The 26,467-nt window shown below is 68.2% G+C and carries 24 protein-coding genes; 16 read left to right on the top strand and 8 right to left on the bottom strand.

Annotated features, from left to right (window positions below; all coding sequences use genetic code 11):
* Positions 1–15: 15 nt before the first annotated feature.
* Both MC380_RS08210 and MC380_RS08205 read right to left on the bottom strand, forming a co-directional pair.
* Positions 16–2,076, bottom strand: coding sequence for a beta-galactosidase (locus MC380_RS08210; RefSeq protein ID WP_242164093.1), 2,061 nt, complete (start codon positions 2,074–2,076; stop codon positions 16–18).
* 202 nt (positions 2,077–2,278) lie between these two features.
* Positions 2,279–3,943 (bottom strand): glycoside hydrolase family 43 protein, encoded by a 1,665-nt coding sequence (locus MC380_RS08205; protein WP_242164091.1) that lies wholly within the window; start codon positions 3,941–3,943, stop codon positions 2,279–2,281.
* A gap of 598 nt (positions 3,944–4,541) precedes the next feature.
* Between MC380_RS08205 and MC380_RS08200 the strand changes: the two genes are divergently transcribed.
* The 6 genes from MC380_RS08200 (at position 4,542) to MC380_RS08175 (ending at position 8,910) form a co-directional block, all read left to right on the top strand.
* On the top strand, positions 4,542–5,342 hold the full coding sequence (locus MC380_RS08200; protein WP_242164089.1) for an ATP-binding cassette domain-containing protein: 801 nt from the start codon (positions 4,542–4,544) through the stop codon (positions 5,340–5,342).
* 127 nt (positions 5,343–5,469) lie between these two features.
* A complete protein-coding gene (locus tag MC380_RS08195; protein ID WP_242102089.1) occupies positions 5,470–6,219 on the top strand; it encodes an MlaE family lipid ABC transporter permease subunit in 750 nt (249 codons plus the stop codon).
* An 80-nt stretch (positions 6,220–6,299) separates the two neighbouring features.
* Positions 6,300–6,842, top strand: coding sequence for an outer membrane lipid asymmetry maintenance protein MlaD (gene mlaD, locus MC380_RS08190; RefSeq protein WP_242102090.1), 543 nt, complete (start codon positions 6,300–6,302; stop codon positions 6,840–6,842).
* Entirely contained in the window at positions 6,842–7,498 is a 657-nt protein-coding gene (locus tag MC380_RS08185) for an ABC transporter substrate-binding protein (RefSeq protein ID WP_242102091.1), read from the top strand. Before mlaD ends, MC380_RS08185 begins: the two co-directional genes overlap by 1 nt.
* Positions 7,482–7,778, top strand: coding sequence for an STAS domain-containing protein (locus MC380_RS08180; RefSeq protein ID WP_242164086.1), 297 nt, complete (start codon positions 7,482–7,484; stop codon positions 7,776–7,778). The genes MC380_RS08185 and MC380_RS08180 overlap by 17 nt, the downstream gene beginning before the upstream one ends.
* A 34-nt stretch (positions 7,779–7,812) precedes the next feature.
* Positions 7,813–8,910: a VacJ family lipoprotein gene (locus tag MC380_RS08175; protein ID WP_242164085.1), complete on the top strand. Its 1,098-nt coding sequence runs from the start codon at positions 7,813–7,815 to the stop codon at positions 8,908–8,910.
* Here MC380_RS08175 and MC380_RS08170 read toward each other — a convergent pair.
* Together MC380_RS08170 and rmuC are read right to left on the bottom strand one after the other, a co-directional pair.
* A complete protein-coding gene (locus MC380_RS08170; RefSeq protein WP_242164083.1) occupies positions 8,907–10,073 on the bottom strand; it encodes a M23 family metallopeptidase in 1,167 nt (388 codons plus the stop codon). The genes MC380_RS08175 and MC380_RS08170 overlap by 4 nt on opposite strands.
* Before the next feature lie 168 nt (positions 10,074–10,241).
* Positions 10,242–11,627, bottom strand: coding sequence for a DNA recombination protein RmuC (rmuC, locus tag MC380_RS08165; protein ID WP_242102095.1), 1,386 nt, complete (start codon positions 11,625–11,627; stop codon positions 10,242–10,244).
* Positions 11,628–11,772: 145 nt separating this feature from the next.
* On the opposite strand from rmuC, the gene MC380_RS08160 reads away from it, so the two are divergent.
* On the top strand, positions 11,773–12,870 hold the full coding sequence (locus tag MC380_RS08160; RefSeq protein WP_242164081.1) for a polysaccharide deacetylase family protein: 1,098 nt from the start codon (positions 11,773–11,775) through the stop codon (positions 12,868–12,870).
* A 129-nt stretch (positions 12,871–12,999) separates the two neighbouring features.
* Positions 13,000–13,389: a YciI family protein gene (locus MC380_RS08155; protein WP_242102097.1), complete on the top strand. Its 390-nt coding sequence runs from the start codon at positions 13,000–13,002 to the stop codon at positions 13,387–13,389.
* 106 nt (positions 13,390–13,495) lie between these two features.
* Here the strand turns inward: MC380_RS08155 and MC380_RS08150 are convergent, their stop codons facing one another.
* A complete protein-coding gene (locus MC380_RS08150; protein WP_242102098.1) occupies positions 13,496–13,723 on the bottom strand; it encodes a hypothetical protein in 228 nt (75 codons plus the stop codon).
* A 177-nt stretch (positions 13,724–13,900) separates the two neighbouring features.
* Between MC380_RS08150 and MC380_RS08145 the strand changes: the two genes are divergently transcribed.
* The 3 genes from MC380_RS08145 (at position 13,901) to MC380_RS08135 (ending at position 17,155) form a co-directional block, all read left to right on the top strand.
* The gene (locus tag MC380_RS08145) at positions 13,901–14,995 is read left to right on the top strand and encodes an alpha/beta hydrolase (RefSeq protein WP_242102099.1); all 1,095 of its coding nucleotides are present in this window, start codon (positions 13,901–13,903) and stop codon (positions 14,993–14,995) included.
* Positions 14,996–15,096: 101 nt separating this feature from the next.
* The gene (locus MC380_RS08140; protein WP_242164079.1) at positions 15,097–15,627 is read left to right on the top strand and encodes a DinB family protein; all 531 of its coding nucleotides are present in this window, start codon (positions 15,097–15,099) and stop codon (positions 15,625–15,627) included.
* A gap of 109 nt (positions 15,628–15,736) precedes the next feature.
* The gene (locus MC380_RS08135) at positions 15,737–17,155 is read left to right on the top strand and encodes an amino acid permease (RefSeq protein ID WP_242102101.1); all 1,419 of its coding nucleotides are present in this window, start codon (positions 15,737–15,739) and stop codon (positions 17,153–17,155) included.
* A 43-nt stretch (positions 17,156–17,198) separates the two neighbouring features.
* On the opposite strand, the gene MC380_RS08130 is transcribed toward MC380_RS08135, so the two are convergent.
* A complete protein-coding gene (locus MC380_RS08130; protein ID WP_242164078.1) occupies positions 17,199–18,383 on the bottom strand; it encodes a class I SAM-dependent rRNA methyltransferase in 1,185 nt (394 codons plus the stop codon).
* Between the two features lie 289 nt (positions 18,384–18,672).
* Between MC380_RS08130 and MC380_RS08125 the strand changes: the two genes are divergently transcribed.
* The 3 genes from MC380_RS08125 (at position 18,673) to MC380_RS08115 (ending at position 21,739) form a co-directional block, all read left to right on the top strand.
* Positions 18,673–19,464 (top strand): rhomboid family intramembrane serine protease, encoded by a 792-nt coding sequence (locus MC380_RS08125; RefSeq protein WP_242164076.1) that lies wholly within the window; start codon positions 18,673–18,675, stop codon positions 19,462–19,464.
* 70 nt (positions 19,465–19,534) lie between these two features.
* On the top strand, positions 19,535–20,683 hold the full coding sequence (locus tag MC380_RS08120) for a glycoside hydrolase family 18 protein (protein WP_242164074.1): 1,149 nt from the start codon (positions 19,535–19,537) through the stop codon (positions 20,681–20,683).
* 72 nt (positions 20,684–20,755) lie between these two features.
* Positions 20,756–21,739, top strand: coding sequence for an NAD(P)-dependent oxidoreductase (locus MC380_RS08115; RefSeq protein ID WP_242102105.1), 984 nt, complete (start codon positions 20,756–20,758; stop codon positions 21,737–21,739).
* 39 nt (positions 21,740–21,778) lie between these two features.
* Here MC380_RS08115 and MC380_RS08110 read toward each other — a convergent pair whose 3' ends face one another.
* Positions 21,779–24,118, bottom strand: coding sequence for a TonB-dependent receptor (locus MC380_RS08110; RefSeq protein WP_242164072.1), 2,340 nt, complete (start codon positions 24,116–24,118; stop codon positions 21,779–21,781).
* 165 nt (positions 24,119–24,283) lie between these two features.
* Between MC380_RS08110 and MC380_RS08105 the strand changes: the two genes are divergently transcribed.
* Both MC380_RS08105 and MC380_RS08100 read left to right on the top strand, forming a co-directional pair.
* The gene (locus tag MC380_RS08105; RefSeq protein WP_242102107.1) at positions 24,284–25,279 is read left to right on the top strand and encodes a serine hydrolase domain-containing protein; all 996 of its coding nucleotides are present in this window, start codon (positions 24,284–24,286) and stop codon (positions 25,277–25,279) included.
* Positions 25,280–25,380: 101 nt separating this feature from the next.
* On the top strand, positions 25,381–25,530 hold the full coding sequence (locus MC380_RS08100) for a hypothetical protein (RefSeq protein WP_242164070.1): 150 nt from the start codon (positions 25,381–25,383) through the stop codon (positions 25,528–25,530).
* Between the two features lie 36 nt (positions 25,531–25,566).
* On the opposite strand, the gene MC380_RS08095 is transcribed toward MC380_RS08100, so the two are convergent.
* Positions 25,567–26,208, bottom strand: a complete 642-nt coding sequence (locus MC380_RS08095) for a DUF2238 domain-containing protein (RefSeq protein WP_242102109.1) — start codon at positions 26,206–26,208, stop codon at positions 25,567–25,569.
* Positions 26,209–26,467: the final 259 nt, after the last annotated feature.

The raw sequence follows: 26,467 nt of genomic DNA, 5'->3' as shown, positions 1-26,467 counted from the left end.
CGCAAGGGCAGCCGCCTACTTCTCGAGCAAATCGACACCGAAGGGTGGAAGCTGCAGCGTGCCCGTCCAGCGCTTGCCCGAGAGCACGCCCAACATCGTGCCGTCGATCGGTACATCCCTGGGTTCGCCCGCGGCGTTGACGTACAGCACCCTGCCTTCGACCACGCGCGCGTACACGCCGTCCGGCGTCTTGGGCCCCGGCTCGATCCCCAGGCTTGCGTAAAGCTGCCGGTACAGGGGCCGCATGATCTGCGGCTGGGCCGGCGTGGCGACGTAGATCGCACGCCCCTTGCCGAACCGGTTCAGCGTGATCGACGGCGTATTGCCTTCCATGTTGGTGAAGCGCGCCAGCACCTGCGCCGTCGAGGGCTCCAGCACCTCGTAATGACCGATGTCGCCCTTGACCTGTTCGCCGTCGATCTCGGTCGCGACCGCGCCGGCGTTGTAGAACTCGTTGGTGCGCAGACCGAAGACATCGGTCAGCCGCCCCGGCAGCGGCGTGTCGTACCACTGGTTGTGCTCGTTCACTTTGGCCGAATACGCGGTCATGATGACCGTGCCGCCTTCGGCGACGAACTTGCGCAGGTTCTCTGCCGCCGCCTTGTCCAGCAGGTAAAGGCCCGGCACGACGACTAGCGTGTACCGGCTCAGATCCTCGTGGCCGATGTTGACGACGGCAACGTCGATGTTTTCCTTGAACAGCGGCTCGAAGGCGTTGTGCGCCTGCTTCTGGTACGGCGTGCCGATGTACTGCTTGACGGTGTTCGACGGCCCTCTCGGGTCGGAGGCAACGACATTGTCGAACGAATAGGCGATCGCAACCTTCGGTTGGGTCATGCGCGGGAAGCCGAGCTGCTCCAGCTGCGAGAACTCCCGCGCGATGGTGGCGAATTCGTCCAGCTTCCACGACGGCCGGTCGTCGTGGTCGATCAGGCCGAACAGGGCCTGCTCCTCGCCGCCGTGGTGGCTGTGCCAGGTCCATGCCAGCGCCGCCTGCGCGCCGATCAGCAGCCCGAAATGCGCCCACATGCGCGCGCGTCCCCTGGTGCCGTAGTAGCCGCCGCCGCCGGCGGTGAATTCGTTGAACCAGGTCGGCGTCGACAGGCCGCCCTTGATCATCGTCGCGTCGAAGGCGGCGCCAAGCGGCTCGCCGGGATAGAAGCCCATCGCGCCGTAGCTCACGTAGTCGCGGTAGGTCGCCAGGTAATCGAAACCCTTGCGCCCGGAGGTGTCCCAGAGATTGGAGATGGCCGGCTTGTCGGGCGTGTTCTGCTTGCGGATCGCTTCCAGGTCCCTGAGCGTGGCGATGGTCACGTCGGACCAGTAGCGGCGCAGGTCGAGCTGGCGTTCGAAGGCTCCGGGGCCGTCGAAGTACGGCAGCCGGACCTCGTCCCAGGTGTTGATGTGGCGCGACCAGCGCTGCGTGGCCCAGGCCTTGTTCAGGGCCTCGATGCTGCCGTACTTTTCTTTCAGCCAGTCGATGAAACGCAGGCGGTCGGCTTCCGAGTACGAGACGAAGCCGTTGCCGATTTCGTTGTTGTAGCCGATCGCGAACAGCGCCGGGTGCTTCGCATAGCGCCTGGTCAGCGTGTCGGCCATGCGCGCGAGCAGGCGCCTGTAATCCGGATCGCTGATGTTGTCCATGTAGCGCTCGGCCGCATCGAGCTGCACCCCGTTCTGGGTGACGATGTCGACGCCCGGGTACTTGTGGTGCAGCCAGATCGGCGCCGGCTGGCCGGGGATGTCGAGGATGACCTTGAGGCCGGCGGCATGCAGCTCGTCCATCATCCAGTCGAAGGTCTTGAAGTCGAACTTGCCTTCGGCGGGCTCGAAGTGATCCCAGGACAGGTCGCCCACGCGCACGACCTTGAAGCCGGCCTGCTTCATCCGCGCGATGTCGCGCCTGATCTGCTCGTCGCTGCGATCCACGGACTGGTAGTTGGTGCCGACGAAGAGCTGGCCTGGACCCGGCCAGTCGCTATGGCCTTCCGCGCTCTGCGCCCGCACCGGGCCATGGCAGAAGAAGGCCCCGGCGACGACGCATGCGGCGGTCAGCTTTGCGAGTTTCGATCCCATTCGTTCCCACCTTGTGCGGCATCGACGCGCATGAGCGCTACCTTCGAGTTTGGCGGATGGGCCGGCAGGCTTCTGGCATGCGAGCCAGGAAGTGCCCACTACCCCCACCGCAGCCAATGTTCGAACGTCCGCGTATGGGCGCCGAGTGTTGGCCATACGTCGGGTGACCGCCGACGCCCTGAAGCGATCGCCCGCGTCCCGGTCATGGACGGTATGCGTACGGACCAAACGTGGCGCCGATGAAGCCGCCGGCGGTATCGGTGCTCAGGATGCTGGCATCGAGATCGCTCGCGACCGGTTTCCACGCGCCCGGCTGCAATGCGTAGAACACGTCCAGGCGCGGGCCGTCGAGCTGGAAGCGCAGCGACACCGGCTGCTGCAACGACGGCAGTGCGATGCGGGCGATGCGCTCTCCGGTCGCGGCGCCGTCCTTGCCGGCGCGGCGGTACAGCGCGACTGCGGCCCCGTCTTGATCGCCTTCCACGCCGACGATGTAGTGGTAACCCTCGCTCTGGAATACCGCCAGCCCGGCCAGTTCGCCCGGTTCCGGCTTGTAGGGCGCCAGTGTCGCGGACAGCGTCGCATGGTGGTGCTGCAGGCGATGCGCCAGATACGCCGGCTGCCCGCCGCTGCCGTGTCCGCCCAGCGGGGTCGGGGAAGGGGTGAGCTTCAGGCCGTCGCGGTCGGTGTCGAACCACGCCTGCTTCGGCGGATGGATCGTCATCCATTGCGGCGGCAGTTTTTCGGCGCCGAAACGTTCGCTCCATTCGATCGGTCCGCTGGTCGGCACCGGCTGCGGGCTCCGCGGCAATGCGGGGCGTTCCAGCACCACCGGCACGCGCTCGCCACGCGGCAGGACCATCGGCCAGCCGTCGCGCCAGGTCACCGGCAGCAGGAAGGTTTCGCGCCCCAGGTTGTACTGGTTGCCGCGATACGGGCGCGTGGCGAGGAACACCGCCCACCACGAGCCGTCCTTCAGATCGACGAACTGCGCGTGTCCGGTCGAGGTGACCGGATCGGGCCGCTTCGGATCCAGATCGCGCTGGGTCAGCGACGGATTGCCGGACCATGGCTCGTAGGGACCGGTGACCTTGCGGCTGCGCCAGATCATCTGCGCATGCTGCTCGCCGGTGCCGCCTTCGGCCGCGGTCAGGTAATACCAGCCGTCGCGCTTGAACAGGTGCGGGCCTTCGACGTGCTCCGGCTTGGCTGCAGGGTCGACGCCGCCGTCGACCAGCACCGTGCGCGGGCCGATCATCTTCTTGCTGGCGACGTCGAACTGCTGCAGCCAGATCGCGCGATGCCCCTCGTAGCGCAGCTTGGCCTGGGGCATGCCGTTGTTGACCATCCATGCGCTGCCGTCGTCGTCGAAGAACAGCGACGGATCGATGCCCTCGAACCCCAGCCACACCGGATCGGACCACGGCCCGGCCGGGTCCTTCGCGGTGATGACGAAGTTGCCGCCGTCGCAGTAGAAGCAGGTGTTGGCGATGTAGAACGTGCCGTCGTGGTAGCTGATCGTGGGCGCGAACAGGCCGCGCGTCAGCTCGTCGTCGCCGTAGTCGAGCTGGTCGGCGCGATCGATGGCATTGCCGATCTGCCGCCACGACACCAGGTCGCGGCTGTGGAAGATCGGCAGGCCCGGGAAATAGCCGAACGTGGAGGTGACCAGATAGAAGTCGTCGCCGACGCGGATCGCGGAGGGATCCGGATAAAAGCCGGCGACGACCGGATTGCGGTACTGCGTCGGACCGACGGCCGGGCCGCCGTCATCGCCGGCATAGTGGACTTCGGTGAACGTGACGTCGCCGGCCCAGGCCGGCAGCACGGCGATACAGGCGGCAAGCGCCAGTGCGAATCGTTTCATTCTGGTGGCCATCGGCAGGACGGAGTGTCGGGTCGTATCGGATCGGCGACGCAATCGGCCGCGTGATGCGATCAGCGGAATGGAAGCGGCGATGTTCGCGTGCACGGAGCTTCGCCCAATCCCCCCGGCACGACCAATGAAGGATTGGTCGCCGTCTATTCCAGAAACGATATGGATGGAGTGGAGCAGGTGCGGTTGGCGCCCTGACTCGCGCGCAACAAGTCTTTTTCGCTGCGGGTTCAACCGATCGCTGCACGCGTCGGTGTCGGCTTCCGACCGGGTCATGCATCTGGCCGAACGATCGCCGCGTCTTCGAGGCCACAGGCCGGCGTCAGCGTTGAGACTTCCCCGCCGCAATGACCAACCCGTTGCTCCATCAGGGCCGGAGCGGAGCTTTTCATCGCCGGATGCATCCGGACTCCGGGGTTCCACGCATCCCGGCCTGACTTGCGTCACGGGCGCGTCCGGGGAGATTCCTGTACCGTTCGGTTCAGTCACTCCGGCGCGATTCAGCGGGCTCCGTCCAAGCTGCGCGCCTTCGTGGCCCAGGCCGGGCGCTGTCGCATCCGGTCGCACCGCCCACCCGAACGACGACCCCATGCCCGCCGATCCCGTGCCTGCGCAAGACATCGCCGTCCGCCTGTCCGGGGTGCGCCTCGACCGCGGCGGGCGGACGATCCTGTCCGGCATCGACCTCAATGTGCCGCGCGGCAGCATCACGGCAGTGCTCGGCCCCTCGGGCAGCGGCAAGTCGACCCTGCTCGCGGCGCTGACCGGCGAGCTGGAACAGACCGCAGGCACGGTCGAAGTCCTGGGCACCCAGGTGCCGCGCCGCCAGCGCGAGCTGCTGGAGCTGCGCAAGGGCATCGGCGTGCTGCTGCAGGGCAACGGCCTGCTCACCGACCTGACCGTCGCCGAAAACATCGCGCTGCCGCTGCGCACGCACACCGCGTTGCCGAAGCCGGTGATCGAACGCCTGGTGCTGATGAAGCTGCATGCGGTAGGGCTGCGCACCGCGGGCGATCTGTATCCGCGCGAGCTCTCGGGCGGCATGGCCCGGCGCGTGGCGCTGGCGCGCGCGCTGGCCCTGGATCCGCCGCTGATGATCTACGACGAGCCGCTGACCGGGCTGGACCCGATCGCTTCGGGCGTGATCATGAGCCTGATTTCGCGGCTCAACGACAGCCTGGGCATGACCAGCATCATTGTGACCCACCACGTGCACGAAACCCTGCCGGTGGCCGACCGCGCGATCGTGATCGCCAACGGCCGCATCGTGTTCTCCGGCACGCCGGCGGAGCTGGAAGCGACCACCGATCCGCTGGTGCTGCAGTTCCTGCGCGGCGAACCGGATGGTCCGATCCGTTTCGACAGCGCACCGCGCGCGGAGGCGGCGTGATGGAGCCGGGATTGGGGATTGGGGATTGGGGATTCGCCCGCGCAAAAGCACGCGAACCGGTGCGATCGCGCACTTTCACCAATCCCGAATCCCGAATCCCGAATCCCGCCGCCGGAGGCGGCCGCTGATGCCCTTCATCGCCGCCACCCGCTCGCTTGGCCGCGCCGGGCTGTTCTCGCTGTCGGTGCTGCGCGCGTCGAAGCCGACCGCCGACTTCTTCGCCGAGCTGATTCGCGAGATCTACAAGGTCGGCGCGCGCTCCCTGCCGATCATCGCGGTCGGCGGCGCCTTCGTCGGCCTGTCGGTGACCCTGCTGGGCTATCGCGCGCTGGAAACCTACGGCGCGTCCAACCAGATCAGCGCGCTGGTGGGACTGGGGCTGTACCGCGAACTGGCGCCGGTGCTGACCGCGCTGCTGTTCATCGGCCGCGCCGGCAGCTCGATCGCCGCCGAGCTCGGGCTGATGCGCGCCACCGACCAGATCACCGCGCTCGGATTGATGGCGATCGACCCGGTGGCCAAGGCCGTGGCGCCGCGCTTCTGGGCGGCGGTGCTGACCGTGCCGCTGCTGGTGGCGTTCTTCTGCAGCTTCGCGATCTCGGCCAGCTACTTCGAGGCGGTGCACGTGATCGGGATCGACGGCGGCACCTTCTGGCAGGTGATGAAGGACGCGGTCGATTTCGACAAGGATTTCGTGTTCGCCTTCGTCAAGGCGGCGGTGTTCGGCGGCACCTCGGCGCTGGTGGCCTCGTACGTGGGCTATCACGCCGAGCCGACCATCGAAGGCACCTCGATCGCGACCACGCGCGCGGTGGTGAATGCCTCGCTGCTGGTGCTGATGTTCAACTTCGTGCTGTCGGCGATGTGGAACCCATGACTGCCGCTCATTCCCCATTCCCTTCGATCGTCGTCCCCGCGAACGCGGGAATGACGAAGTGACCCACCTGAGGTAATCCCATGTCCCGTGGCCCCCGTCTCGAGTTTGCCGTCGGCGCCTTCCTGCTGCTGGCGCTCGCCTCGCTGCTGGTCCTGGCGCTCGCGTCGACCAATGGCAAGTTCTCCTTCGGCAACGCCGGTACCTATGAGCTGAAGGCGCGCTTCACCAATATCGGCCAGCTGCGCGCATCGGCCCCGGTGCGCATCGGCGGGGTCAACATCGGCCGGGTCACCGAGGTGACCCTGGACCCGCAGAAACTCGATTCGGTGCTGACCCTGGCCATCGACGACCGCTACAAGGACCTGCCCGCCGACACTTCGGCCGGCATTCAGACCGCCGGCCTGCTGGGCGAGAGTTACATCGGCCTGCAGCCGGGCGGCGATATCGAGGTGCTCAAGCCGGGTGATGAAATCGCCTTCACCACCCCTGCCGTCGACCTGATGCAGATGGTCGGCAAGTACATGTTCAGCGGGCCCGGGTCATCCTCCGCGCCCGACTCGCCCGAGGACGCCGCACCGGCGCCCGAGGCCGAATCCCCCGCTCCCACGGAAACGACACCATGATGACCCGCAACCTCCTTGCCCTGGCCCTGGCCATCGGGCTCGCCGCTGTGGCCACGCCGGGCGTCGGCCTCGCGCAGCAGCAGTCTGCTGCCGCCACCATGCAGGGCTCGCCCAGCAAGCTGGTGCTGGACAACAGCACCCGGATCCTGACCACGCTGGAGAGCCGCCGCGCGGAGTTCACCGCCGACCGCGGCAAACTGCGCCAGTTCGTGTCGGGCGAGTTCAATACCATGTTCGACCGCGACTACGCGGCGCGCCAGGTGCTGGGCCGCCATGGTCGCGGCGCCTCCGATGCCGACGTGAAGCTGTTCGCCGACGCGCTGGCCGACAACCTGATGGCGCGCTACGGCGCCTCGCTGCTGGACTTCAACACCCGGCTCAAGGTGCGGGTGAAATCCGAGACCGCGCTGCCGCGCGGCCTGGGGGTGAAGGTGGCGAGCGAACTGCTGCGCAGCGGCGGCGAGGCGATCCCGGTCGATTACCTGATGCGCAAGTCCGGCAGCCAGTGGAAGGTGTTCGATGTGATGGTCGAAGGCGTGTCCTTCGTCCAGACCTTCCGCCAGCAGTTCGATGCCGAGTTGCAGCGCAAGTCGATCAAGCAGGTCGCCTCCGATCTGCGCAGCGGCCAGCTCAAGGCCGATGCCAGCACCAATTGACGCCAACGCTAGCGTGACCCGCGCCGGCGAAGCCTTGCGCTTCGCCGGCGTTCTGTTGCGCGCGCAGGTGCCGGCGCTGTGGAAGCAGCTGCCTGCGATCGACGGCGTCCGGGTGCTGGACCTGGGCGCGGTGGCCTCCATCGACAGCGCCGGGCTGGCCTTGCTGGCCGAGGTGGCCTCGAAGCTGGACGGCGTCGCACTGCTGGGCGACCCGCCTGGCCTGGCCGAACTGCGCAGCGCGTATCGACTGGACGACCAGCTGGGGTTCGCTGCCGGCTGAGGACATTTCCGCACCAGCCGGTACACTATCCTTCATGACCCCCCTGCGACTTACGCGAGCCGCCGCGCCGCTCGTGCTCCTGCTGCTGGCGGCCTGCGCCGGTGGTACGGCTGCGCGCAAGGCCGATGCCCCCGTCGCTGCGGCCGTTGCCGCGGAGGCGGCAACGCCGTCGGAAGCGGCGACCGTCACCGCCCCGACGCCTGCGGACAGCGAGCCCGCCGCGGCGTCCGCGCCCGATCCCGCTGCTGCCGAAGCCGCCGCACAGACCCCAGCTGCGGCAACGACCGACGAGGCCGCCGCTGCGGGCGATCCGCTGGCGCCTACCCAGGCCGAGCAGGACTATGCCGCCCTCTACGGCAACGGCCAGGATCCCTACAACCCGGTCGCCGATCCTTCCCTGCCGTCGCCCGCGGACCTGCCGTCCAGCTACGACCCGTGGGAGCCGCTCAACCGGCGCGTGCACGCGTTCAATAACGTGGTCGACCGGACCATCGCCAGGCCGCTGGCGCAGGCCTATGTCGCGGTGGTACCGCGTCCGGTGCGCCTGGGCGTGGGCAATTTCTTCAACAACCTTGGCCAGCCGGTCAGCGCGCTCAACGCGCTGCTGCAGGGCCGTCCCGGCCAGGCCGGGCTATCGCTGGCACGGTTCACGGTGAATTCCACCCTCGGCCTGGCCGGCATCTTCGACCCGGCGACCAAGTTCAACATCCCCAACCGCAGCGAGGACTTCGGCCAGACCCTGGGGGTCTGGGGCTGGAAGAAGTCGCGCTACGTGGAGCTGCCGCTGTTCGGCCCGCGCACCGTGCGCGACGTGTTCGGCCTGGTCGGCGATTCGCCGATGGCGCCGCTGCAATACGTGGAACAGGACAAGACCCGGGTCTTCCTGCAGGGCCTGCAGCTGGTCGATGTGCGCACCCAGCTGATGGCCGTGGACAGCATGCGCGAAGGCGCGGCCGACGAATACGCGCTGTTCCGCGACGCCTGGATGCAGCGCCGCGCCTACCAGATCTTCGGCGACCGCGAACGCTCCGACGAGGAGCTGCCCGACTATCTGCAGGACGACACCGACCCCTATGTCCCGGTCGACGTGATGCCCGTAGTGCCGGGCGGGCCAGGCGGACCGGGCGGCTAGTCGCGCGCCGCCGGCGCGTCGACCTCGATCACGCTGTTGCCTTCGGGCAATTCGCCGCTGCGCAGTGCGGTCGCCGCGGGGGCGCGCGGTGTCCATGGCGCGCTGCCCAGATGCGAGAGGTCCTCGTAGCGCCCCAACGCCCGGAATCGCTCCAGCGCGAACGGCCGGCCCTCGGCACGCACCGGCGATGGCCCATCGGCGACGTGGAAATGCAGGTGCGGGCCGGTGCTGTCGCCGCTGAAGCCGAGTTCTCCCAGAACCTGGCCGCGTTGGACCCGCTGCCCGACCGCAACGCGAACGCTGCCCGGCCGCAGATGCTCGTAGATCGCATAGCGGCTGCTGCCCAGGTCGAGCACCACATGGTTGCCGCTGGCGTCGTCGATCGCATGCTTGGGATTGGCGGATACGCGCTCGCTTTCGGGGAAGTCGTTGCGGATCGCGACGACCGTGGCGTCGGCCACCGCGATGGCCGCCTCGCCATAGCCCAACGCGTTGCGCGCGAGGTCCACATCGCCGCGCGCGCTGCGGCCCTGCGCATCCACGCGGACCCAGTCGGTGGCGAAGCGTCCCGGCAGCCGCGCGCGACCGTCGACCGCCAGCAACATGCGTCGATGACCGCGCGGCCACGACGGATCGTAGATGACGACCCAGGGGCCGCCGCGCACGGGTGGGCCCAGCGACGGCAGCGGCATTGCGTCCAGCTCGACGCGCGGCCCGGAGATGGTGTCCTCGCCATCGTCGGCCCGCACATACGAGTGCCGATGCACCAGCGCGGCCGGCACCGCGTCGGGCGCCAGATTCATTTCCACATAAAGCACCGCGCGACGCCCGCCCGGGATGGCACCTTGCAGCTGCGCCTCGTCGGCCGGCCCGATCAGCGTAATGCGCGTGGCAAGTGCGTCGCCCTCGAAGCGCGCAAGCGGGAATCCGCTGGCGCCGTCGCCGATCTCGATCGCGGTCGGCCGTAGCGGGGAATCGGTGAAGTTGGTCAGGTGCAGTTCGTACTGCAGCCGCGCGCGGCCTTCGACCGTCACCGGGGTCGGCGCCACTGGAACTTGCAGGTCGAAGGATTCGCGCGATGTGGCGTCCCGCGCGCCGGCGAACTGCGCGAACTGCACAGTGACCAGCAACAGCAGGAGCCAACCCTTGTGCATGTACGCCATGGCGATGCCCTTCCTCTCTGAGCGAGTCACCGTATCGGCACCCCACGCTGCCAGCCAGTGATGGTGGCCATCGGCGCTTGAGCTCGTAGTCGCCATGGTCGCAGGGGACTGTCAGGAAGCCTGCGGCTCGATTCCGCACGCCTAAAGTTTTAGGGCATAACAACAGGGCTAGTCTTGGTGCCGGGTATCAGCCTCGTCCGGCTCCACCGCACCCAGCAGCCGCTCCGTCTCGACACCCGGCAGCGATTCCACGCCCTTGAGCTGGCGCTCGATCTTGCGGGTGCGCACGCCGGCAAGCTTGAGGCTGTTCTGCACGGTATCCAGCTGGCCGTGGGCCTTTTCCAGCACGGTGGCGAATTTGCCGAACTCGCTCTTGACCGCGCCGAGCAGCTGCCAGACTTCGCTCGAGCGCTTCTCGATGGCCAGGGTACGGAATCCCATCTGCAGGCTGTTGAGCAGCGCGGCGAAGGTGGTCGGGCCGGCGATCACCACCCGATGTTCGCGCTGCAGGGCATCGATCAGGCCGGGACGGCGGATGGTTTCCGCGTACAGGCCTTCGGTCGGCAGGAACAGCAGGGCGAAGTCGGTGGTATGTGGCGGCACCACGTATTTTTCGTTGATCGACTTGGCCTGGAGGCGGATCGCGCGTTCCAGCTGCACGCCTGCGCTGCGCACGACTTCGATCTCGCCGCGCTCGTGCGCATCGAGCAGGCGGTCGTAGTCCTCGCGCGGGAACTTGGCGTCGATCGGCAGCCACACCTGGGCATCGCCTTCGCCGCGGCCGGGCAGGCGCACGGCGAAATCGACCGCCTCGTTGCTGCCGGGCCGTACCCGCACGCCGCGCGCGAACTGCTCGGCGGTGAGGACCTGCTCAAGCAGGCCCTGCAGCTGCACCTCTCCCCAGCCGCCGCGGTCCTTGACGTTGGTCAACACGCGCTTGAGGTCGCCCACGCCCACCGCCAGCGCCTGCATCTCGCCCAGGCCACGTTGCACCGCTTCCAGCCGCTCGGATACCAGCTTGAAGCTCTGGCCGAGCCGCGCCTCCAGCGTGGTCTGCAGTTTCTCGTCGACGGTGGCGCGCATCTGCTCCAGCTTCTGCGCGTTGTCGGCCTGCAGCGATTTGAGCTGGGTCTCCAGGGTGGCGCGCAGTTCGCCCAGCCGGTGCTCGTTGCGATCGGCGAGCTCGCGTACGCGTTGTCCGAGCACGTCGGCGAACTGCTGCTGCCGTACAGCGGCTTCCTGCCGCGCCTTGAGCGCATCCTCGGTCAGCGCGGTGCGCAGCACGTCCAGGCGCGCATCGGTGCGCTCGGTCAGGTCGTTGAGCCGCAGCCCGAAGTTCTCGATGCGCTGCTCCTGGGCCGCGGACAGGCTGTCGAGCTGCTGACGCAGCTCGCCGCGGCCGTCGCGCTGTTCCTCGCGCAGGGCCTGCTGCAGGCGCGCGCCATGGGTTTCCAGCAGCGTGTCGGGCTTGCGCAACAGCAGCACGACCAGCAGCGCGATCGCCGCCAGCACGGCGATCAGCAGCAAGGACAGCAGGAGGGTGGTGAATGCCATGCACCCAGTGTATCGACGCGCGTCTCAGGGGGTGAGGCGGCGTGCCGAGTGTCGGTTTTCATGGCCGCGCCATCGCTAACCGGCCATTCGGCCCGGGTCGACCGCATGCGAAAATACGTTGCACACTCCGGGGATGGACATGCCGATGCGCCGGACCCTGCTAGGCATCCTGTTGCTGGTTGCGATCCCGATGGCGGGCGCCGCGACCGGGCAGGACGCGATGCCGCCTGCCCCGGCGCCCGCCGTGCCGGTCATCGACACCCCCGCCGACGCCGCAGGCTCGCCCTGCCCGGCACGCCCCGACGCCGCAGCCGTGCCAGACGACCCGCAAGCCAGCACGCCGCGGGCGGTGAACCGGATCGCGGTGACGTTCGACGACCTGCCCTGGGTGATGGACCGGAACCAGGCGCCCCCGGATCTGGCCGAGCACCACGCCAGGCTGCTGTCCGCGCTGAAGCAGGCCTGCGTTCCGGTGATCGGATTCGTCAACGACGGCAAACTGTACGCGCACGACACGCTGCGCAGCGAGCGGCTGCGCATGCTCGAAGACTGGCTGGACGCGGGATTCGAACTGGGCAACCACACCGCGTGGCATAGCGACCTGCACGCGGTCGGACTGGCTGCTTTCCAGGCCGACATCCTCGACGGCGAGCGCCACCTGCGGCCGCTGCTGGCCGAGCGCGGGCTCGAGCCCCGCTGGTTCCGGCATCCGTTCCTGCGTACCGGCCGCTCACCGCAGGACAAGGCAGCCATGGACGCGTTCCTGGGCGCGCATGGTTATCGCACTGCGCCGGTCACCATCAACAGTTCCGAATGGATCTACGCGCTGGCATATCGCAACGTGCTCAACGATGGCGCCGATGCCGCCACGCTGGCGAAGATCCGCCAGGCCTACGTCGACTACATGGTGAGCAAAGTCGGCTACTACGAGCGGCGCTCCATGCAGCTGCTCGGATATCGGGTGCCGCAGGTCCTGTTGCTGCATGTCAACGAGCTCAACGCTGCGGCCTTCAGCGAACTGGTCGCACGCATCCGCGCGCGCGACTATCGATTCGTCGGCCTCGATGAAGCCACCTCGGACCCTGCCTTCCTGCGCCGCGACGACTTTGCCGGCGAGCTGGGGACGAGCTGGATCCATCGCTGGGCCAAGACCGAGAACCGGCCCGAAACCTTCTTCTTCGGTGAAACCGCGACCCCGCGCTGGGTCAAGCAGCTGGCCGGCGTCGCCGCCGGGGTCGAGTAGCCGTCAGCGGTTCGCGCCACGCGTCGATGCGACCGTGAAATCGCGGATGGATGACGCGATGCCGTGTCGCAGCCGGCGAGATGCGGACCGGGCACAATCCGCTCTCTTTCCCACCCTCCGGCTCCGCCCATGAGCGATCAGACCAACCACGATTACCTCGTCATCTCCCGCGGCCAGTGGGACGCGGAGGCCTCGCCCGAGACCGTGCAGAAGGCGATCGACGATTTCTACGGATGGCTCGACGGCCACATCGCCGCCGGCACCATGCACGGCGGATCGCGGCTGAAGGCCGAGGGCGCAACGGTATCGCGCAAGACCGTGGTGACCGACGGGCCCTTCGGCGAGACCAAGGAGCTCATCGGCGGCTACTGGTTCGTCGTCGCGCCATCGCTGGAGCAGGCCGCGCGCCTGCTTGCCGACAGTCCCACGGTGCGGCTGGGTCTGTTCTACGAGGTGCGGCCGCTGGATCCGGAGCCCGCCACCGCGACCACCATCGCCACCGAAAACCTGCGCGCGTAACCGTCGCCCACTTGCGCTGAACGGCGAGCGCGTTGCTTCCCGGTATAGCGGATGTGCGATGCGCCAGGCGGTGCAGGCCAACTGCGTCGACCGGTCGGCCCATCCGTCAGTTGTTCGGGTCCGGTTCGGCGGCCTCGGCCGGGGGCGGCGGCGTCTCGGTGGCGGCCGCTGCAGGCTGGGTCGCGGCATTGGTATCGGCCGGCGCCTCGGCTGGAGCTTCCGAGGCCGCGCCTTCACCCGACGGAAGGGCGGAATGGCCGTCGGTCTGCCGGCGGTCGCAGCCCTGCAGGCCCAGGGAGGCCAGCAAGGCGAGCATGGCTAAGGCGGATTTCATCGCGCGTTCCTCGCGGAGTCGGGACGCAGCGATGATGTGGCGCGACTCGTGAGCGCCGTGTGTCGTGCTGCATTCGCCAGCAGCGGTCGTCTGCGCGATGCGGTGCGTGCGCCGCGTCGCAACCGCCGCTCCCTTCCAGGTATCCCTGTTGGCAACAACCAGGAGAAAACACCACCGATGCACCGATCGATCCTGCTGATGCTGTGTCTGCTGTGCTCCGCAGCCGCGTTCGCGCAAGCCCCCGACATCGATGCCTACGCCCCCGGCCGCAAAGTCGTGGCCGAACTGCAGCGGATCGTGACGCCCAACGGGGTGCAGGAGGAGTTCGAAGCGGTGCTCGGCGGCGCGCGCCAGGCGGTGAGCGTGCGTGGCGCGGACCGGGACAACCCGATCCTGTTGTTCGTGCACGGTGGCCCCGGTTCGGTGGAAATGCCGATGGCCTGGAGCTTCCAGCGCCCGTGGGAGGACTACTTCACCGTGGTCCAGTGGGACCAGCGTGGCGCCGGCAAGTCGTATCCGCTCAACGACCCGAAGACTCTGACTTCGACGATGACGCTGGAACGCTACCGCGACGATGCGATCGAGCTGATCGAGCTGCTGTGTCGCAAATACGGCAAACGCCAAATCGTGCTGATGGGCCACAGCTGGGGTTCGGCCGTGGGCCTGGCGGTGGCCGCGAAGCGCCCCGACCTGCTGCACGCCTATGTCGGCATGGGCCAGGCGATTTCCTTCCGAGACAACGAGCGGGTGGGTCTGGCCTGGACGATCGAACGCGCCCGACGCGAGGGCAATGCGCAGGCGCTGCGCGAGCTCGAGGCACTGCGCCCGTATCCGGACCTGGGCCCCTTCACCATCGACAAGGCCGACGCCTGGCGCAAATGGTCGATCGGCTGGGGCGCACTGGCCGCGTACCGGCCCGACGCCGATTTCTATTTCGAATCCACGCGCCTGTCGCCGGAATACACGCCGGCCGACCGCAAGGCCTGGGGCGAGGGCAGCGCGTTCTCGGTGACCACGTTATGGCCGAAGCTCGCCGACGTGTCGTTCCAGACGCTGGACAAGCTCGACGTGCCGGTGGTGTTCTTCCTCGGCCGCCACGACTACACCGTACCCGCGCCGATCGCCGCGGAATGGATGGAACGCCTGCAGGCGCCGAAGAAGCAGCTGGTGTGGTTCGAACATTCGGCGCACCTGCCGATGGTCGAGGAACCCGGACGCGTGTTCGCTGCCTTGCTCGAACACGTGCGGCCGTTGACGCGAGACGTTCCCTAGCGACGCCCGAGCCGCACTGCTCGACCCCACGCGCCGGCGGGCTCGGCGCGTCCGCACGCGGGCATCGCATACCCTATCGCTCCGCCTGCGGAGGTCAGCGAATGTCCTGTACCAGCTATGTCACGACGATGGCCGCGTACAACGCGTGGATGAACGGGAAAGTCTACGCGGCCGCCGCCAGGCTGCCGGAGGACGAGGTGATGCGCGAGCGCGGCGCGTTCTTCGGTTCGATCTTCGGCACGCTCAGCCACCTCGTGGTGGCCGACACCGTCTGGCTGCGCCGCTTCGCCACCGATCCGATGCACGCGGACGCGCTGGCGCCGGTGCGTGCGATGCCGGCACCTGCGCGCCTGGACGAGCGACCCTGCGCCGACCTGGCCGCATTGGCGCGCCGGCGAAGCGAACTGGATGCGGTGCTGGTCGCCTGGACCGACGGACTGACCGACGCAGCGCTGCGCGGCACGTTGCGCTACGCCGACATGCGTGGCAATCCACATGCGCGGGATGTATTCGCGTTGCTCATGCACCTGTTCAACCACCAGACCCACCACCGCGGGCAGGCCACCACCCTGCTCAGCCAGGCCGGCCAGGACGTCGGCGTCACCGATCTGGTGGCAATGCCCACGCACTGACGCGAGCCGACGCAGCGCACGTCGCCGCGAACCGTCGGCAGCGGGCAGTGGCAATGCTGCAGCGCGTTCGGCGACACTGCGCGCCCCGACCCTTCCAGCAAGGCCGTCCATGTCCCTGTTCCGGCGCAAATCCCTCGACCGCGTGACCGAGCATGAGGAAGGACGGCGGCTGGTGCCGACCCTGGGCTGGCCGCACCTGGTGGCGCTGGGCATCGGCGCCATCGTCGGCACCGGCATCTATACCCTGATCGGCGTCGGCGCGAACCTGGCCGGACCCGCGGTGCTGCTGTCCTTCCTGGTGGCTGGGATCGTGTGCGCCTGCGCCGCCCTGGCCTACGCCGAGATGGCCACGATGATGCCGGCGGCGGGCAGCGCGTACACCTACAGCTACATCGTGCTGGGCGAGGTGCTGGCATGGATCGTCGGCTGGAGCCTGATCCTGGAATATTCGCTGGTGGTCAGCGCGGTCGCCGTAGGCTGGTCGGGCTATGCGGTCGGCTTCCTGCAAGGCGTGGGCATCGACCTGCCCACGGCGCTGACCGTGGGGCCGCACGCCGGCGGCGCGCTCAACCTGCCGGCGGTGCTGATCGTGTTCGCGGTGGCCGGCCTGCTGATCGCCGGTACGCGCGAGAGCGCCACGCTCAACGCTGCGCTGGTGGTGGTGAAGATCCTCGCGCTGGGCGTGTTCGTGGCGATCGCTTTGCCGCATTTCGATGCGACGCGGCTGGATCCGTTCATGCCCTTCGGCTTCGCCAAGACCATGGGCGCAGACGGCGTGGAGCGCGGCGTGATGGCCGCCGCGGCGATCATCTTCTTCGCCTTCTATGGCTTCGATGCGATTTCGACCGCGGCGGAGGAAACCAAGAATCCGGCCCGCGACCTGTCGATCGGCATCGTCGGCTCCATGATCGGCTGCACCGTGATCTACATGCTGGTGGCGCTGGCCGCGGTCGGTGCGATGAACTACACGGTGTTCGCGCAGAGCCCGGAGCCGCTGGCGCTGATCATGCGCGAGCTGGGCCAGGGCACCGCGGCGAAGATCGTGGCAGGCGCGGCGGTGGTGGCGCTTCCCACCGTGCTGTTGGCCTTCCTCTATGGTCAGAGCCGGGTCTTCTTCGTCATGTCGCGCGACGGGCTATTGCCGCGCGGGCTGTCGACCGTGAGCCCGCGCACCGGCACGCCGATCCGCACGACCCTGTTCACCGCGGTGTTTGTGGCTGCCCTGGCGGGCGTGGCGCGACTGGACGAGATCGCGGCACTGGCCAATGCCGGCACGCTGGCCGCGTTCGTGGCGGTGGCCGCCTGCATGCTGATCCTGCGTCGGCGCGAGCCCAATCGCGCGCGCATCTTCCGCACGCCGATGGCGTGGCTGGTCGGGCCGGTGGCGATCGGCGGCTGCCTGTACCTGTTCGTCAGCCTGCCGGTGCGCACCCAGCTGTGGTTCGCGCTGTGGAACGTGATCGGCCTGCTCGCCTACTTCGCCTACGCACGGCGCAACAGCGTGCTGGCCAAGGCGCAGGACGCGTAACGGGCGGGATACGCCCGGCGCGTGCGGGTCGAACCGGCAACCGTCAGTCCAGCACCCGGCAGAACGCCGCCTTGAGATAGCGCGATTCGGGCACGTCGGCGCGCCAGGGATGGTCCGCGCCTGCGCCCGACACCTTCAGCACCTGCAGCGTGCGCCCGGCGTAGTAACCAGCCCGGCGCAGCATGTCGAGAAACTGTTCCTCGCTGACCAGGCCGGTGCAGGAGAACGTGGCGAACAGGCCGCCCGGCTTCACCGTAGCCAGCGCCAGCTTGTTCATGTCCAGGTACTTCTTCAGCGCAGGAATCACCTGCTCGCGGTCGCGGGTCATCTTGGCCGGATCGAGGATCACCACGTCGAACTGTTCGCCCTGCGCAGCGGCATCGCGCAACCACGGGAAGATGTCGGCCTGCACGAAGCGGATCCTGGCGTCGTTGAGCTTCGCGTTGCCGCGCGCGATCTCCAGTACGTCGTTGTCGATGTCGATGCCGATCACCTCGCTTGCGCCGCGCACGGCCGCATACACGCCGAAGCCGCCCGTGTTGCAGCACAGGTCGAGAACGCGCTTGCCCGCGCACTGGCGCGAGAGCCACTCCCGGTTCTCGCGCTGGTCGGCGAAGAAGCCGGTCTTGTGCGCGCCCGCGGGATCGGCGCGAAAGCGGATGCCATGCTCGGTGATGATTGCAGGCGCTGCCGGTCCGGAGCCGGCGCTGTTCCAGGGTTTGAAGTCGAAGCTTTCCTGCTTCTGCACGTGCTCGTCGGCGAAGGCGTGCAAGCGGCACCCCGGGAACTGCGCGCGCAGCGCTTCGTAGATCCATTCACGGTGGCGGTACATGCCGGCGCTGAAGAACTCGACCACCAGCAGATCGGCGTAGCGGTCCACGACCAGGCCGCTCAGGTTATCGCCCTCGCTGTGGACCACGCGCCAGGCGTCGGAGACTTCATCCAGCTTCAGCAGTTCGCGCCGCAGCCGCACGGCCTCGCCGATCTTCGCCGCGAACCAGGCGGCGTCGATCGCCACGTCCGGATCGTGTTCGAGCACGCGCAGCGCGATGCGCGAATGCCCGTTGTAGAAGCCGCGGCCGATCCAGACGCCGTCGCTGCCGGTCACATCGACGATCGAGCCCGGCTTGGGCCGCTGTACCGGCTTGTCGATGAGCTTCTGGAAGATCCACGGATGGGTGGAGCGCCAGGCATTGCGCAGGCGGATGGTGGGAATGACCTCGTTCATGCGGGCATTCTACGTTCCGGGCCGATGGAATCTGACCATAGGGATCTCTCGGTCCTGAGCGTAGGCGCAAAGCGCCGAAGTCGAAGGGCGCTTCTGCGCAGCTCCGTTCGCTGTCGGTTGCCAAGACGACCCGGCGAGCGACGCCCTTCGACTTCGCTTCGCTACGCCTCAGGACGAACGGTGCCGTGAACGCCTTTGCAGACCAAACTGCCTTCGCTCCGCTACGTTCCGGGCGAACGGTGCCGCCAAGGCCCTTGCAAACCAATCCGCCGCCGCCACCTCGTCCTGCATGCACCTGGACACGCCCGAGTCTCCCCCTGACACCCCCGAGCAGCGCAAGGCCGACCGCAGGCGCCTGCTGCGTGCGTTCAACGCCAGCCTCGCCTTCGTGCTGTTGCTGTGTGCGGTGTTCACCGCGCAGCATTTCGTCGCCTGGGATGCGCTGGCGATCGCGCCCAAGTCGATGTCCGGCCTGCTCGGCGTACTGACTTCGCCGCTGCTGCATGGCTCGCCCGAGCACCTGATCGCCAATGCGATCGCGCTGCTGATGCTCGGGACCCTGGCGCTGACCGCCTATCCGAAGGCGACGCTGCGCGCGCTGCCGCTGCTGTGGATCGGTTCGGGCCTGGGCGCGTGGCTGCTGGGCGATGCCGGCAGCCGCCATCTGGGCGCCAGCGGGCTGACCCATGGGCTGATGTTCCTGGTGTTCGCGCTGGGCCTGCTGCGCCGCGACCGGCCGGCGATCGCCGCGGCGATGCTGGCCTTCCTGTTTTATGGCGGCATGCTGCTGACCATCCTGCCGCGCGAGCCCGGCGTCTCCTGGCAGGCGCACCTGGGTGGCGCCGTCGCGGGACTGATCGCGGCCTGGCTGTTCCGGCGCGTCGATCCGGCGCCGCCGCGCCGCAAGTACAGCTGGGAGATCGAGGAAGAACTGGCGCGTCAGGCGGCCATTACCGAGCGCGATACCTACGAACCGGCGCGTCCCCAGGACGTGCCGGTGTTGTGGCAGCGCGGCGACGGCGCCGATGCGCGACGCGGAACCGTGCTGGCATTTCCGCCGATCAAGAAGGATCCGCAGTGAGACAGCGTCTGCAGCCGTGGTCCGCGGCGATGCGGTAGGGTTGGGTCGTGGCGAGCGGAGATGCGTGCAGATGCGAAGACGATCGTGGCCGGGATTGCGACGCCTGGTTGTCTGGATGATGCTGGGGTGGTCCGCCGCCACGCTGGCGCCGGCCATCGCCGCCGATGATGCAGCGGCGCAACCCATGCGCATCGTCGGCTACGTCTCTGATCGCGATCCGTTGCCGGCCATCGATGCGAGCAAGCTCGATGCGCTCAATTTCGCCTTCGCCCGCGTCGATCCACGCCATCGGGTGTTCCTGCCGCACGAGGCGACCGCCGCGCGTCTGCGCAGGATCGTTGAACTGCGCAGGCACAATCCGCGGCTGAAGGTGCTGCTCTCGATCGGCGGCTGGGGCGCTGGCAACTTCTCCGAAGCGGCTGCCAGCTCCACCGCGCGCAGGCGTTTCGCCAGGACTACGGTTGCGCTGTTGCAGCGCTTCGATCTGGATGGCCTGGACATCGACTGGGAATACCCGGCGCATCCGGGCCCCGGCATCAGCCACCGGCCCGAAGACCGGGACACGTTTCCGCTGCTGCTGCAGGCGGTGCGTCGTGCGCTGGATCGCGAGGCCGGCCGCAGCGGCCGCCATTACCTGCTCACCATCGCCGCGGCGGACGGCGAAGGCGCGCGCGGGCTGGACATCGACCGGATCGTGCCGCTACTGGACTGGATCAACCTGATGACCTACGACTTCTACGGCAGCCAGAGCACGCACACCGGCCATCACGCCGGGCTGCATCGCGCCGCATCCGCGGCGCCCGGCAGCCGCAATACCGAACAGGCGGTGGACGAGTTCCTGGCGGCCGGAGTGCCTGCGCGCAAGCTGCATGTGGGCGCGGCGTTCTACGGAAAGATCTTCACCGACGTCGAGCCCGCCAACAGCGGTCTGGGCCAGCCCTATCGCGGCGACGTGGAATTCGTGGCCTGGCACCGGATCCGCAATGAATTCCTTGCCGACGCGGGCTTCGAGCGCCACTGGGACGACACCGCGCAGGCGGCCTGGCTCTGGGACGCGTCGGCGCGGCGCATGGTCAGTTACGAAGACCCACAGGCGCTGCGCGCCAAGGTGCGTTTCGCCAAGGCGCGTGGCCTGGGCGGCGTGATGTACTGGGAGCACGACCAGGACGATGGCGAAATGCTCCTCGACATCGTGCGGGAAACGCTGGCCGAACCCTGAGCACCACTGCCGCACAGCGATTGATCGCGCGCCGCTAGAATCCGCGGCTTCTGGCGCACAGGCAGGCGGAGCATGCGGATTCTCGTCACCGGCAGTGCGGGTCATCTGGGCGAAGCGCTGGTCCGCACCTTGCGGGCCGCCGCGCACGAGGTGGTCGCCCTCGACATCACAGCCTCGCCCTATACCGATGTGGTCGGCTCGGTTGCCGACCGCGCGCTGGTGGCACGCCACATGCGCGGTGTGGAGGGTGTGCTGCACGCGGCGACCCTGCACAAGCCGCACGTGGCCACGCACGCGCGCCAGGATTTCGTCGACACCAACATCAGCGGCACCCTGAACCTGCTGGAAGAGGCCGCGGCGAACGGTGTCGGCGCATTCGTCTTCACCAGCACCACCAGTGCGTTCGGCGATGCGCTGGTGCCGCCTGACGGCGAACCCGCGGCCTGGATCACCGAGGCGGTAACGCCGGTGGCCAAGAACATCTACGGCGCCACCAAGACCGCGGCCGAAGACCTGTGCCGGCTGTTCCACCGCAAGCAGCGGTTGCCCTGCGTGGTGCTGCGCACCTCACGCTTCTTCCCCGAGCCCGACGACGATCCCACGCTGCGTGCGGCCTACGCCGACGGCAACATCAAGGCCAACGAACTGCTGTACCGCCGGGTGGACGTGCAGGACGTGGCCGACGCGCATCTGCTGGCGCTGGCGCACGCCCCCGAGATCGGCTTCGGCCGTTACATCGTCAGCGCCACCACGCCGTTCGAATACGAGGACCGCGCCGAGCTGCGCCACGACGCGCCCACCGTGGTCGCGCGCCGCGTGCCCGGCTACGAGGCCGAATATGCCCGCCGCGGCTGGCGGATGTTCCCTGGGATCGAGCGGGTGTACGTCAATGCGCTGGCGCGCAAGGAACTGGGTTGGAGGCCGCGCTACGACTTCGCCCATGCGCTCGAGCGCCTGCGCGCGGGCGAGGATCCGCGCAGCCCGCTGGCGCAGGCGATCGGCATCAAGGGCTATCACCCCCGCGCCTACGAGGACGGTCTGTACCCGGTCGAATGAACCGGCGAAGGGCGGGACCTGCCCGCCCTCCGGAGCTGGTCAGAACCGGGCCTTGAACTCCGCACCCCACATGCGCGGCTCGTTGATGAAGCCGGTGAGGTTGTTGAAGTCGATGCCGCCCACCGCGCGGATCTGGTTGGTGATGTTGCGGCCGAACAGCGCCACTTCGTAATCGCCCAGGCCCCAGGAATATCCCACCCGCACGCCGCCCTCGAGCAGCGACTTGCCGGTGAATTCCTCCGATTCGTACAGGAAGAAGTTGACCTCGCTGCGGTAGACCCAGTCGGTGAACACGTAGAACTCGGCGTCGGCGCCGGCGGGCATGCCCCAGCGCGCGGTCAGGTTGTGGTTCCACTTGGGCGCCTGCGGCAGTGGGTTGCCGTCGATGAGGCGACCACCATTGGGACCGAGGGGGTCGAGCGGTGTGCAAAGGGCACCGCACTGGGCCACTTCCAGATCGCTATCCTGGATCTCGGTGTCGTTGTAGCTGCTGCCCAGGGTGACCAGCAGGCTGTCGGTCAGATAGGCCTCGAGATCGAACTCGAAGCCCTGACCGATCGACTTCTCGGCATTGAGCAGGATGTTGGCGTTTCCGCTGCCGCCGACCGCGGTCAGCTGCTGGTCCTTGACCCGGTAATGGAACACACCGCCGCTCAGGCGCGCGCGCTTGTCGAACAGATCGGCCTTGATGCCGGCTTCGAACGAGAGCACGGTCTCGGGTCCAGCCACCGACTTGCTGTTGAATGCGCTGGCGCTCTGGATGCTGCTGCCGCGGAAGCCGGTGGCGACGCGTCCGTAGAAGTTCACGTCCTCGTTGAGCGCGTAGACCGCCGACAGGTCCCAGTTGAACTTCTTGTCCTCGGTGGAGGCCGACAGGCTCCCGCCCGCGCCTTCGGCTGCGAGGAGCTGCGCCAGCGTGCACTTGGGCGGGCCCGGGATGATGCCCAGGGTCGGCCCGATGCACGGCGCGAAGCCGGTATTCCAGTATTCCTCGACGTCCAAGCCCTTGTCGTCGACCGTGTAGCGCATGCCCGCGCGCAGCTCCAGCTTATCGGTAGCCTGCCAGGTGAGCGCACCGAACACCGCCCAGGCGTCGTTGGTCTGGTTGATCCGCTGGTAGCCGTCCTGCGCGCCGCCGGCCAGCGAGTCGTAACTGAAGCTCTCGACGTCGTAGTCTTCCTTGAAATAGAACAAGCCCGCCTGCCAGTTCAGCGGACCGCTCGACTGCGATTCCAGACGGAACTCCTGGGTCCACTGCGAATGCTCGGGGATACCGTCGGCAGTCTCGGAGGCGAACGGAACCTGCGCCGTGAAGTACGGGCCGGCGCTGCCGTCAATATCGCCGCGGCTATAGGTTTCCACCGACTCGTAGCCGGTGATCGAATACAGCTTGACTCCGCCCAGGTCCCAGCTCAGGCGCGCATTCGCGCCCTGGCTGTCGAGTTCGGAATGGTTGTAGCCGTCCACCGCCACTTCGTCCTCGTCGAAGTCGTCGACGAAATCGTTCGTGCCCGGTTCGAAGATGTTGGCGCGGAACAGGCGCGCGGTGCCGTTGAGGTGGCGCGCGTGCGCGCCGAACAGCGCCTCGAAGCTCTCGCCCTCGTACAGGAACTGCACGCGTCCTGCGGATTCGTCGTAGCCCTCGAAGCCGTCGTTCGGACCCTCAAAGGTGTTCTCGACCCAGTCGTCGCGGCGCTGGAACAGCACCGATGCACGCGCGGACACCGTATCGGTCAGGCCGCCGCCGACGGCGCCTTCCACGTTCCACAGGTTGTCGCTGCCGATGCCGACCTTGGCGTAGCCGTCGAACTCCTGCGACGGGCGCACCGAATCGAACTTGACCACGCCGGCCGGCGTGTTGCGCCCGAACAGCGAGCCCTGCGGGCCGCGCAGCACTTCCACGCGCGCGATGTCGAACAGGGGGAAGCCCTTGAGGATCGGGTTTTCCTGCACGATGTCGTCGTACACCAGCGACACCGGCTGCGAGGTGTTGAGGCGGAAGTCGGTGTTGCCGTAGCCGCGGATATAGAAGCGCGGGAAGGCACGGCCGAACGAGGACTCGATGTTGAGGCTGGGCACGCGCCCGGACAGGAAACGCACGTCGGTGCCGCCGGAGGCGAGCACGTCGAGCTTCTCGCCGCTGACCGTGCTGATCGAGACCGGCACGTCCTGGATGTTCTCGACCCTGCGCTGCGCGGTCACCTGCACCGTATCGAGCGTGGCCGCGCGCTCCTGCGTGTCGGCGGGCTGGTCGACGGTCTGCGGCACGGCGGCGTCGGTGGACTCCGGCGTGGTCTGGGCGACCGCCATCAGTGGCAGCAGGGCGAGTACGGCAACGGCGAGCGGACGCGGCGTGGCGCGCAGGCGGCGTGCGGACATGCTTGGATTCCCCGGGACGGCGCAGCGGATGCTGCGATGCCGCATTGTTGCAGATCGATGACGCGCGCGGGAGGTCCGGTGCACGGCATAGAATCCGCTCCGATGCGCGGCGCCGCCCTCCTCCTCCCGCTGCTGTTGGGCGCCTGCGCCGCCGGAGTTCCGTCGATGCCCGCTGCGCCCGGCCCGGATCCGCTCGACGCGTTGATGCAGGACTACGCCGGCCGCGTGCCCGGCGCGGCGGTGCTGGTCCTGCGCGACGGCGAGCCGGTGGCGCGGCGCGGCTACGGCCTGGCCGACCTCGAATCCGGGACCGCGGTCGGACCCGGCACCCGCTTCCGCCTGGCTTCGGTCAGCAAGCAGTTCACCGCCGCCGCGATCCTGCTGCTGGCGCAGGACGGCCGGCTGGCGCTCGAGGATCCGGTGGCGAAATGGCTGCCGTCGCTGCCACCGGCGGCTCGCGGCGTGACGCTGCGCCACCTGCTCACCCACACCTCGGGTCTGGTCGACTACGAGGGCCTGATGGCGGCGGACACAACGGTGCAGGTGCACGACGCCGACGTACTGCGCCTGCTCGAAGGGGCGGACCGGCTGTACTTCGCACCGGGCAGCGACTACCGCTACAGCAACAGCGGTTACGCGCTGCTCGCGCTGGTGGTCGGCCGGGCGTCGGGGCGGGATTTCGCCAGCTTCCTGCGCGAGCGGATCTTCGCGCCGCTGGGGATGCGTGGCGCGGTGGCGTTCGAGGACGGCGTGTCGCAGGTGGCCGAACGCGCGTATGGCTACAGCTTCGAAGACGGCCGCTGGCTGCGGACCGACCAGAGTTCCACCAGCGCGGTGCTCGGCGACGGCGGCATCTACGCCTCGATCGACGAGCTGGCGAAGTGGGACGCCGCGCTGTACGACGACCGCCTGCTTTCGGATGCCTCGCGCAGCGCGGCGTTCTCGGTGCAAACCCCGGTCCGTGACGAAGCCGATGTCGAGGGTTATGGCTACGGTTGGCGCATCCATGGCGATGCGCTCTGGCACTCCGGAGAGACCATCGGCTTCCGCAATGTGATCGTGCGCTGGCCGAAGGAACGGCTTGCGGTGGTGGTGCTCAGCAACCGCAACGATCCAGAACCCTACGGATTGGCGCTGAAGATTGCGGCTCTGTACCGCTGATCGTTATCATGCCCCTTGCCGTGCCGCGCCGTCGTGGCGCCTCGCTCACAGCGGCATGAAGCGGCCGCGTGCACACTCGGAGGCCCGCGCGGAACGACGCCATGATCCGCAAGCTCAAGAGCGGCGAATACCGTCTGTATTCACGCAAGCCCAACCCCAAGACCGGCAAGCGACGCAACCTGGGCACGTTCCCCAACCGTGCCGCAGCGGAGCAGCACGAGCGTGAGGTGCAGTACTTCAAGCGTCATTGAATGCGCAACGCGCGGGGCCGCGATTGTGGGCGTGCGCTACGTTCCGAGCTGGCGGTCGTGCAGGCGCGAAAACAGCAGCAGCGACACGATCGCGCCGGCCAGGCACAGGAACATGTCCCACTGCGTGTCCCACACATCGCCCTGGGTGGCGAGGAAGGCATCGGCGTCGGCGCCGAACGCCAGTGCGGCCCACCACTCGATCAATTCGAAGAATGCGGAGAAGCTCAGACAGGCCGCCAGCACCAGGTAGACGAGCCAGCCGCCGCGCCGCAGCGGAGTGAGGCGCAGCAGCAATTCGCGCGCCAGGATCGCGGGCGCGAAGCCCTGCATCCAGTGGCCGACGCGATCCCAGGGATTGCGCTCGATCTCCAGGCCGGCGCCCACCGCCATATCGCGCAGCCAGAAGCCGGCGGGCGTTTCGGCGTAGGTGTACGCGCCGCCATGGATCAGCACCAGCGCGTGCGCCACCAGCAGCCAGCACAACAGGCGGGTGAGCGGGAAGCGGCGCCAGTTCAACGCGATGACCGGAATCGCGACGATCACCCATACCGTTTCCAGCAGCCAGGTCATGCGGTCCTTCGGTGCGACCGCCGAGACGAGCAAGGCCCCGATCACGAGCATCAGCAGCGCGATGCGCTCGGGCCGCGACGGCGGCAGTGCGATCGGCATCGCGGTCATCGTGGTCCCCTGTGGCGGCGCGCCCAACGCAGCATACGACGGGGTGCACGCATCGCACATTGTCGGCGGAGACCTCGCCGTGTAGCGTCTCACCCGCACTGTTTCTGGAACTCTCCATGCGCCGTATCGCCCTGGCTGTCGCCGCCCCTGTACTGCTCACGCTGCTGGGGGCCGCCTGTGCGCGCGAGGCGCCGTCGGGGGGGGCCCCCGCCCCGGGGGCCCCGGCGGCGGGCCGCGCCCCCGCCCCCCACGCAGCCCC

This window comes from Lysobacter sp. M15 (assembly GCF_022662515.1).
GTDB lineage: Bacteria > Pseudomonadota > Gammaproteobacteria > Xanthomonadales > Xanthomonadaceae > JAKPBU01.
Note: the sequence above shows the minus strand (reverse complement) of the source record. Positions and strands in the feature narration are given on the sequence as shown.

Coding starts and splice junctions, on each gene's coding strand:
- MC380_RS08205 (WP_242164091.1), bottom strand. CDS start 3,943: ATGAAACGATTCGCACTGGCGCTTGCCGCCTGTATCGCCGTGCTGCCG.
- MC380_RS08095 (WP_242102109.1), bottom strand. CDS start 26,208: ATGACCGCGATGCCGATCGCACTGCCGCCGTCGCGGCCCGAGCGCATC.
- MC380_RS08100 (WP_242164070.1), top strand. CDS start 25,381: ATGATCCGCAAGCTCAAGAGCGGCGAATACCGTCTGTATTCACGCAAG.
- MC380_RS08120 (WP_242164074.1), top strand. CDS start 19,535: ATGCGAAGACGATCGTGGCCGGGATTGCGACGCCTGGTTGTCTGGATG.
- MC380_RS08155 (WP_242102097.1), top strand. CDS start 13,000: ATGAGCGATCAGACCAACCACGATTACCTCGTCATCTCCCGCGGCCAG.
- MC380_RS08145 (WP_242102099.1), top strand. CDS start 13,901: ATGCACCGATCGATCCTGCTGATGCTGTGTCTGCTGTGCTCCGCAGCC.
- MC380_RS08125 (WP_242164076.1), top strand. CDS start 18,673: ATGCACCTGGACACGCCCGAGTCTCCCCCTGACACCCCCGAGCAGCGC.
- mlaD (WP_242102090.1), top strand. CDS start 6,300: ATGTCCCGTGGCCCCCGTCTCGAGTTTGCCGTCGGCGCCTTCCTGCTG.
- MC380_RS08160 (WP_242164081.1), top strand. CDS start 11,773: ATGCGCCGGACCCTGCTAGGCATCCTGTTGCTGGTTGCGATCCCGATG.
- MC380_RS08180 (WP_242164086.1), top strand. CDS start 7,482: ATGCCAGCACCAATTGACGCCAACGCTAGCGTGACCCGCGCCGGCGAA.
- MC380_RS08130 (WP_242164078.1), bottom strand. CDS start 18,383: ATGAACGAGGTCATTCCCACCATCCGCCTGCGCAATGCCTGGCGCTCC.
- MC380_RS08200 (WP_242164089.1), top strand. CDS start 4,542: ATGCCCGCCGATCCCGTGCCTGCGCAAGACATCGCCGTCCGCCTGTCC.
- MC380_RS08150 (WP_242102098.1), bottom strand. CDS start 13,723: ATGAAATCCGCCTTAGCCATGCTCGCCTTGCTGGCCTCCCTGGGCCTG.
- MC380_RS08195 (WP_242102089.1), top strand. CDS start 5,470: ATGCCCTTCATCGCCGCCACCCGCTCGCTTGGCCGCGCCGGGCTGTTC.
- MC380_RS08185 (WP_242102091.1), top strand. CDS start 6,842: ATGACCCGCAACCTCCTTGCCCTGGCCCTGGCCATCGGGCTCGCCGCT.
- MC380_RS08210 (WP_242164093.1), bottom strand. CDS start 2,076: ATGGGATCGAAACTCGCAAAGCTGACCGCCGCATGCGTCGTCGCCGGG.
- MC380_RS08140 (WP_242164079.1), top strand. CDS start 15,097: ATGTCCTGTACCAGCTATGTCACGACGATGGCCGCGTACAACGCGTGG.
- MC380_RS08170 (WP_242164083.1), bottom strand. CDS start 10,073: ATGGCGTACATGCACAAGGGTTGGCTCCTGCTGTTGCTGGTCACTGTG.
- MC380_RS08105 (WP_242102107.1), top strand. CDS start 24,284: ATGCCCGCTGCGCCCGGCCCGGATCCGCTCGACGCGTTGATGCAGGAC.
- MC380_RS08115 (WP_242102105.1), top strand. CDS start 20,756: ATGCGGATTCTCGTCACCGGCAGTGCGGGTCATCTGGGCGAAGCGCTG.
- rmuC (WP_242102095.1), bottom strand. CDS start 11,627: ATGGCATTCACCACCCTCCTGCTGTCCTTGCTGCTGATCGCCGTGCTG.
- MC380_RS08135 (WP_242102101.1), top strand. CDS start 15,737: ATGTCCCTGTTCCGGCGCAAATCCCTCGACCGCGTGACCGAGCATGAG.
- MC380_RS08175 (WP_242164085.1), top strand. CDS start 7,813: ATGACCCCCCTGCGACTTACGCGAGCCGCCGCGCCGCTCGTGCTCCTG.
- MC380_RS08110 (WP_242164072.1), bottom strand. CDS start 24,118: ATGTCCGCACGCCGCCTGCGCGCCACGCCGCGTCCGCTCGCCGTTGCC.